Genomic DNA, 7,661 nt, shown 5'->3' on the forward strand with positions numbered 1-7,661 from the left:
GCAACCCGCTGGCCCGCCGCCGACGGCCTGCCGGGACGCCGACGGCCTCGGGCGCCACGCGATCGCGCCAGCGGCGGACCGTCCGGCCGAACTCCCACGCTTCCACGCCGTCCATTCTCCGCCGGGCCCCGCCGGTTGTCCTGGCCCCGGCAGTCCTACGAAAACCGGACGACTGGGTACGGCCCGCCCGTCGTCGCAGGCTGGAGCTATGACCGAACCCGGAACCGTCCTCATCACCGGCCCGACCCGCAACCTGGGCCGCCACACCGTGCTGGCCCTCGCCGGCCGTCCCGAAAAGCCTGATCTTCTGCTCGTCGGACGCGCCGGGCCCGACCTGACCGCCGTCGCCGACGAAGCCCGGGCGCTCGGTGCCCGCGTCCGCGAGATCGGCTGCGACCTGGCGAGCCTGGAAGACGTCCGAAAAGCCGCGGCCACCGCGCGCGAGCTGCTCACGACCCTGCGTCCGCTGCGCGCGCTGATCGCCAACGCCGGCGTGATGTCGGCCGACACCCGGCAGGCGTCGGCCGACGGCTACGAGCTGACGTTCGCCGTCAACTACCTCGCCCACGCCCAGCTGATCGGCGATCTGCTCGGCTCGTTCACCACCCCGGCGCGGGTCGTGCTGATCGGCTCGAACACCTACCACGCCAACTTCTGGCGCAAGCTCCTGCACGTGGCCGAGGCCGACTGGGCGGACCCCGTCGAGCTGGCCCGCCCGGGCACCGGCGAGCCGAGCATGGCAGCCTCCGGCGTCGCCTACTCCAACGCCAAGCTGGCGATCCTGTACTACGCCCACGAGCTGCAGCGGCACACGGACGTCCACGTGTCCGTGTTCGAGCCGGGCTGGATGCCCGGCACGGCGCTGGGCCGCGGCGCCCCCGCGGCGTTCCAGGCGATGAGCCGCGCCCTCGCCCGGATCCCCGGCGTCTCGACGCCGCGACGCTCGGGACCGCTGCTGGCCGCGCTGGCCGTCGACGAGAAGTGGGCGCACCTGCGCGACGGCGCGTTCGTGCTTAAGGACAAGCTGACGGAGGTCGAGCCGGTCGCCCACGACCGTGGTCGTGAGCGCCGGCTGTGGGAGGCGACCGCCGAGCTGCTAGGCGAGCGCCGCGTGGGTGGCCGCCAGTGAGTCGAGGAGGATGTCCAGGCCTTCCTGGGCTTCCTCGGCGGTCAACGTCATCGGCGGGCCCAGCCGCAGCACGTTGCCGTGCAGGCCGCCCTTGCCGATCAGCAGGCCGCGCTTCTTGGTCTCCTCCAGCATCCGGGCCGCCGCCGGCACGTTCGGCTCGGTCGTGCCCGGCTTGATCAGCTCGACGCCGATCATCAGGCCCTTGCCCCGCACCTCGGCCACGATCGGGCTGTCCGAGGCGCGCAGCCCGGAGATCAGCTGCGACCCGCGGGCGGCGCAGTTCGCCTGCAGGTCGTGGTCCTTGATGTAGTCGAGCACCGCCGTCGCCCCGGCCATCGAAACGGGGTTGCCGCCGAACGTCGAGAACGACTGGGCCTGGAAGCAGTCGAGCACGTCGCCGCGGGCCACGACGCCGCCGACCGCGAGGCCGTTCCCCAGCCCCTTCGCGAACGTCATCATGTCCGGGGTCACGCCGTGCGCGTCGATGCCCCAGAAGTGCTCGCCCGTGCGGCCCCAGCCGGTCTGGACCTCGTCCGAAACGAACAGCACCCCGTAGGAGTCCAGGACCTCCTTCATCGCCCGGAACAGGCCGTCCGGCGGGAGGCTGAACCCGCCGACGCCCTGGATGGGCTCGGCGATCAGGCAGGCCACGTCGCCCGCGGTCGCCGTGTCCAGCACGTCCACCAGGTCCGCGACGCACGCCTTGATGTAGTCGGCGTCGGAAAGGTCGCGGAACGGGCTCCGGTAGCGGTACCCGCCGTGGACGTAGTTGACCTTGACCGGGCTCAGCGCGGACGCCGACCAGCCGCGGTTGCCGGTGATCGCGACCGTCCCGAAGGACCGGCCGTGGTAGGAGTTCCGCATCGCCAGCACCTGGTTGCTGCGCCGGAACTGCGTCGCGAGCATCAGCGCCGTGTCGTTGGCCTCGCTGCCGGAGTTGGTGAAGAACACCTTCGCGTCCGGGATGTTCGACAGCTTCGCGATCCGCTCGGCCAGCTCGACCTGCGAGCGGATCAGGTAAAGCGTCGAGGTGTGCAGGATGCCGGTGTCGAGCTGCTTGCGGACCGCGTCGCCGATCTCGGCGACGTCGTAGCCCATCGAGTTGGTCAGCACCCCGGCGAAGAAGTCGAGGTAGGTGCGGCCCTGCGAGTCCGTCATGCGCCGGTCGTGCGCGTGCACGATCTCGATCGGCTCTTCGTAGAGCAGGGACATCCAGGACGGCATGACTGCGCGGTGCCGGGCGAGCAGCTCGTCGGTCATCGGGGCGCCTCCTCCGGGGTTTCTTGGAGTATGGGGAGGCCGTGAACAGCGCTTCAACGATCAGACTGTCGGGATAACCCAGTAGGGCCGCACAGTCTGTACGGACTACCCTCTGTCTTCGTGATTGACCCCAGGACTCTGCGCGAAGACCCGGAAGCCGTGCGCGCGTCGCAGCGCGCTCGTGGTGAAGACGAGGGAGTGGTCGACAAGCTGCTCTCCCTCGACACCCGGCGCCGGTCTTCCATCGCGGCCGCGGACAAGCTGCGCAACGAGCAGAAGCTCCTGGGCAAGCAGATCCCGAAGGCGCCGCCGGCGGAGAAGCAGCAGCTGCTGGCGACAGCCAAGGAGCTCGCCGCGCAGGTCAAGGCGGCCGAGGCGGAGCAGAACACGTCGTCGGAGGAGTTCGACCAGCTGTTCCGCACCGTCCCGAACCTGGTGCACCCGGACGCGCCGATCGGCGGCGAGGACGACTTCACCGTGCTCAAGCACGTCGGCGAGCCGACGAAGTTCGACTTCGCCCCGAAGGACCACCTCGAGCTGCTCGAAGCGCTCGGCGGCGTCGACATGGAACGCGGCGCGAAGGTGTCGGGCTCGCGGTTCTACTTCCTCACCGGCGTCGGCGCGCAGCTGCAGCTCGGCCTGCTCAACATGGCCATCGCGCAGGCGCTCGAGAACGGCTTCACGCCGATGATCACGCCGTCGCTGGTCCGCCCGGAGATCATGGCCGGCACCGGTTTCCTCGGGCAGCACTCGAGCGAGATCTACCACCTCGAGGACGACGACCTCTACCTCGTCGGCACGTCGGAGGTGCCGCTCGCGGGCTTCCACGCCGACGAGATCCTCGACCTGAACGACGGCCCGAACCGCTACGCCGGCTGGTCGTCCTGCTACCGCCGCGAGGCAGGCTCGTACGGCAAGGACACCCGCGGCATCATCCGCGTGCACCAGTTCGACAAGGTCGAGATGTTCGTCTACGCCAAGCCGGCCGACGCCGAGGCGGAGCACGAGCGGCTGCTCGGCTGGGAAGAGCAGATGCTCGCGAAGATCGAGGTGCCCTACCGGGTGATCGACACCGCGACCGGCGACCTCGGCACGTCCGCGCACCGCAAGTTCGACTGCGAGGCGTGGATCCCGACCCAGGACACCTACCGCGAGCTGACCTCGACGTCGAACTGCACGACGTTCCAGGCCCGCCGGCTGTCGGTCCGCTACCGCGACGAGAACGGCAAGCCGCAGATCGCCGCGACGCTCAACGGCACGCTGGCCACCACCCGGTGGATCGTCGCGATCGTCGAGAACCACCAGCAGGCGGACGGCTCGGTCCGCGTGCCGGAGGCGCTGCGCCCGTTCGTCGGCGGCAAGGACGTCCTCACGCCCCGCTGAATTGGGTGGATCCCCGGTGCTGCTCCGTTCGTCCCAGTAAGGTCCGGGCCGAACGGGAGGATCAATGCGCATGAAGTGGCAGGTGGCGGTGGCGCTGGCCGCGGTGACCGTGGTGACCGCCGGGTGCACGGTGGCCGTCGGCGGTTCGGCGTCGCCGGTGCCCGGCCAGGGCCCGGTGGTCAAGGCCGTCGACGCCTGCAAGCTGCTCGACGAATCCCAGGTCGACGCCCTCGGCTACCAGCAGCCGGGCAATTCGGTGGCGGAGAACAAGGACCGCCTCCAGCCGCCGACGTGCTTCTGGAGCCTGAAGGACGAGGACGACCTGTCGGCCGTGCTCAGCGTCGGTCTCGCGGCAGACATGGACTTCAACGAGTACATCGCCGGCGCCGTCCCGAAGTCCTCGCCGCAGGAGATCGGCGGGTTCAGCTGGACGCAGTACGGCTCGATCCTCCCCGACGACTGCACGCTCTACACCTCGCTCGGCGACAAGTCGTTCGCCTTCGTCGGCGTCTCGACGAGCAACCTCGAGAAGTCGTGCGAGCTGGTGAAGCAGGTGATCCCGCAGGTCGCGGCGCACCTGCCCGGCGGCCAGGACGCGCCGCCGATCACGCCGCGGACGTCGGCGAAGCCGGAGCCGGGCGGCCCGCTGCTGTCGGCCGACCCGTGCGCGACGCTCAAGCCCGACCAGGTGGCGCAGCTGAAGAACATCTCGCCCAATGGTGAGAAGACCAACTCGACCGTGATCCCGAACTCGACCTACTGCCTCTGGGACGACACCGACGGCGACGAGGGCCAGAAGGCCTTCGAGGTCTGGTTCGGCCCCAGCACGCCGGTGGCGGACTGGCCCGGCGCGAAGGGCGTCAAACCGACCGAGACCATTGACGTCGGCGGCAAGAAGTGGGGCCTGTACCCGAACATGGGCGGCCTGCGGGCGACCTGCGGCGCGACGCTGGCGGTCACCGAGACGTCGTCGATCCAGGTGGTCAGCGGGTTCATCGGGGACGACAGCAAGACCTGCGACATCGTCAAGCAGGGCCTGCCGCTGGTGACGCCGAACCTGCCGGGTTAGTCCTTCGACACCTGGTCGGCGATGTGGCGCGCGATCTCCAGCGCGCTCGTCGCGGCCGGTGACGGCGCGTTCAGGACGTGCACCTGGTCGCGCGCGGTCTCGATGAGGAAGTCGTCGACGAGCGAGCCGTCGCGGCGCATGGCCTGGGCGCGGACGCCGGAGCCGTGGCGGACGATGTCGTCCTCGGTGACCGCCGGGACGAGCCGGGCGAGGCTGGCGGCGAAGCGCTTCTTCGAGAAGGAGCGGCGGACCTCGTCGAGCCCGGTCGGGAACGCGTACTTCTTCGCGAGCCGCCAGACACCGGGGAAGGCCGCGACCTCGGCGACGTCCTTCGCGGAGAAGTCGCCCCAGCGGTAGCCCTCGCGGCGCAGCGCGAGCACGGCGTTCGGGCCGGCGTGCACGCTGCCGTCGAGCATCCGCGTGAGGTGCACGCCGAGGAACGGCAGCGTCGGGTCCGGCACCGGGTAGATCAGGCCCCTGACCAGGCCGCGGCGCTCCGGCTTGAGCTCGTAGTACTCGCCGCGGAACGGCACGATCTTCGCCGACGGCGTGATCCCGGCCATTCGCGCGACGCGGTCGGAGTGCAGGCCGGCGCAGTTGACGAGGGCGTCCGCGACGACGACGTCGCTGCCGGTGGCGACCTCGACCCCGCCGTTCGCGCCGGCCCGGATGGCCAGCGCGGGACTGTCCAGCCGCAGGTCGACGCCGGCTTCGTCGAGCAGCCGGACGAGCGCGTGGCAGACGGCGGGGAAGTCGATGATCCCGGTCGACTCGACCCGCAGCGCGGCGACGCAGGCGACTTCGGGCTCGTACTCGCGGGCTTCCGCGGGCGAGATCTTCTTGGCCGGGACGCCGTTGGCCTCGGCCCGCTCGGCGAGCGTGTTCAGCGCGGGGATCTCTTTCTCGTCGGTGGCGACGACGAGCTTCCCGCACACCTCGACCGGCACGCCGTACTGGCGCGCGAAGTCCACGATGGACCGGTTGCCGGCGACGGACATCCGCGCCTTGAACGAGCCGGGTTTGTAGTAGAGCCCGGCGTGCACGACGTTCGAGTTGTGCCCGGTCTGGTGGGCCGCCCACCGGGACTCCTTCTCCAGCACGGTGACGTCCAGCCCCCGTTTGGTCAGCTCCCAAGCCACGGCCAGACCGACGATCCCGCCCCCGACGACCACCACGTTGCGCACGATCGACCAGGCTACGCGCACCCTGCGCTGGCGTTACCTAACGATTGTCAGGTACGGTACCTAACCAATGTCAGGTAAGCGATTGACCCGAGAGGCGCGGCGGGCCCGGATCCTCGCCGCGGCCGGGGAGGTGTTCGCGTCCGCGGGCTACGACGCGGCCGGGATGCGCGAGGTCGCGGCGGCCGCCGGGATCAGCACGCCGGTGCTCTACGACCACTTCCCGGCGAAGGCGGAGCTGTACGCCGCGCTGCTGGAGTCCGAAGTGGACGGATTGCTGGCCGGATGGGGCGAGCTGCCGGCGTCGGACGACCCGGAGGTGCTGCTGCGCGGCCGGGTGTCGGCGATCTTCGCGTGGATCGAATCCCACGAGCGCGGCTGGCGGATGATCTTCGCCGAGACGCCCGCGGACCCGGCGGTGGCCTCGGTCCACCGGCAGGGCCAGGCCAGGGCGACGGCGAACCTGGCCGGGCTGTTCCACGGGGTGCCGCTGGACCTCACGGCCCGCATCCCGCGTCCGCTGGCCGACGAGGTGCTGGCGGAGGCGTGCAAGAGCGCGCTCAACGCGATCGCGACCTGGTGGTGGCGCCACCGCGAGGTCCCGCGCGACGAGGTCGTGGCGCTGACAGCCGATCTGCTGTGGCGCGGGCTCGCCGCGCTGACCGAGGGGGCACGATGAGCACGGAGACCTACCGGCGCGCGGCCGAAACCGGCGACGTCGACCTGGCGATGACGGCGTTCGCCCCGGACGCGGTGCTGCACTCGCCGCTGACGTCCCGGGTCCGCTTCACCGGGCACGCGGAACTGCGGGCGCTGATCGAGGTGGCGTACGCGCACCTGACGGACATCCGCTTCCACACCGACGTCGGCGACGACCGGACCCGCGTGGTGGTCCACACCGCCCGGATCGGCGGCGAGGAGATCGAAGAAGCCGCGCTCCTGCGGCTGGACGGCGACGGCCGGATCGCGGAAGCGACGCTGTTCGTCCGGACGCTGCCGGGGCTCGTGGCGCTGATGGACCGCTTCGGCCCGGACATCGCCCGCCACAACGGCCGCCCGGCGGTGGCGCGGCTGCTGGGTGTGCTGGTGAAACCCCTGCTGGCGATGGTGCGCTCGGGGGACCGGCACGCGGTCCCGCTCACCAGCCCGCGCCGGTCCTGAACGAGTGATTCAGGTCTTCGGAGGTCAGGGCCCCGGCAAAGTCGGGCAGCACGGCCGATCCGCCCATCCGCGATGTCATGAAAGAGTCATTCACCTCACCAGACGACATGAATGACCCTTTCACAACATCCCTGCGACGCCGGGCAGACCACACGGCCGGCCTGCGGCCGGTCACCCGCTCGCCGGCGCGACTTTGCCGGGACTCTGTCTTCGGAGGTCCTGAATGACTCATGCAAGACTCCGGGTCAGCCCGCCAGGCCGGCCGCGGTCAGCGCCTTCTGCGCACTCATCCCCGCCCCCGTCGCGTACGCCCGCTCAAAACCGTCCGCGCCCAGGGACTCCCGCACCCGGGCCCGCACCGCGCCGGCGTCCGGATCACCCGGGATCGCCGTCCCGCGGACCCCCGCGGCCGCGCCGAGCAGGAGCGCCGCCGGTTCCGGCTGGGCGACGCCGGCCAAGCCCTCCAGCGCGAACGCCA

General features: G+C 70.9%; 8 protein-coding genes. 5 read left to right on the forward strand and 3 right to left on the reverse strand.

The annotated features are described in order from the left end of the window. Positions 1 to 208: 208 nt before the first annotated feature. On the forward strand, positions 209 to 1,129 hold the full coding sequence (locus tag G3I65_RS19560) for an SDR family NAD(P)-dependent oxidoreductase (RefSeq protein WP_160697390.1): 921 nt from the start codon (positions 209 to 211) through the stop codon (positions 1,127 to 1,129). Here G3I65_RS19560 and G3I65_RS19565 read toward each other — a convergent pair. After that, positions 1,097 to 2,389: an aspartate aminotransferase family protein gene (locus tag G3I65_RS19565; protein ID WP_160697391.1), complete on the reverse strand. Its 1,293-nt coding sequence runs from the start codon at positions 2,387 to 2,389 to the stop codon at positions 1,097 to 1,099. The two genes, G3I65_RS19560 and G3I65_RS19565, sit on opposite strands and share 33 nt — an antisense overlap. Before the next feature lie 120 nt (positions 2,390 to 2,509). Here G3I65_RS19565 and serS point away from each other — a divergent pair, with 120 nt between their 5' ends. Together serS and G3I65_RS19575 are read left to right on the forward strand one after the other, a co-directional pair. Beyond that, positions 2,510 to 3,772 carry a serine--tRNA ligase gene (gene serS / locus G3I65_RS19570; protein ID WP_160697392.1) on the forward strand — a complete coding sequence of 421 codons (1,263 nt, stop codon included), beginning with the start codon at positions 2,510 to 2,512 and terminating at the stop codon, positions 3,770 to 3,772. Between the two features lie 70 nt (positions 3,773 to 3,842). Continuing rightward, positions 3,843 to 4,841: a DUF3558 family protein gene (locus tag G3I65_RS19575; RefSeq protein ID WP_239071304.1), complete on the forward strand. Its 999-nt coding sequence runs from the start codon at positions 3,843 to 3,845 to the stop codon at positions 4,839 to 4,841. Here the strand turns inward: G3I65_RS19575 and lhgO are convergent. Continuing rightward, positions 4,838 to 6,025: an L-2-hydroxyglutarate oxidase gene (gene lhgO / locus G3I65_RS19580; RefSeq protein ID WP_160697394.1), complete on the reverse strand. Its 1,188-nt coding sequence runs from the start codon at positions 6,023 to 6,025 to the stop codon at positions 4,838 to 4,840. The two genes, G3I65_RS19575 and lhgO, sit on opposite strands and share 4 nt — an antisense overlap. Before the next feature lie 67 nt (positions 6,026 to 6,092). On the opposite strand from lhgO, the gene G3I65_RS19585 reads away from it, so the two are divergent. Next, positions 6,093 to 6,701 (forward strand): TetR/AcrR family transcriptional regulator, encoded by a 609-nt coding sequence (locus G3I65_RS19585; RefSeq protein WP_160697395.1) that lies wholly within the window; start codon positions 6,093 to 6,095, stop codon positions 6,699 to 6,701. Further along, positions 6,698 to 7,183: a nuclear transport factor 2 family protein gene (locus G3I65_RS19590; RefSeq protein ID WP_160697396.1), complete on the forward strand. Its 486-nt coding sequence runs from the start codon at positions 6,698 to 6,700 to the stop codon at positions 7,181 to 7,183. The genes G3I65_RS19585 and G3I65_RS19590 overlap by 4 nt, the downstream gene beginning before the upstream one ends. Before the next feature lie 245 nt (positions 7,184 to 7,428). Here G3I65_RS19590 and G3I65_RS19595 read toward each other — a convergent pair. Beyond that, the coding region (locus tag G3I65_RS19595) for a hypothetical protein (RefSeq protein ID WP_160697397.1) at positions 7,429 to 7,661 on the reverse strand (233 nt) is incomplete at its 5' end.

This window comes from Amycolatopsis sp. SID8362 (assembly GCF_010550475.1).
GTDB classification, from domain to species: domain Bacteria; phylum Actinomycetota; class Actinomycetes; order Mycobacteriales; family Pseudonocardiaceae; genus Amycolatopsis; species Amycolatopsis eburnea.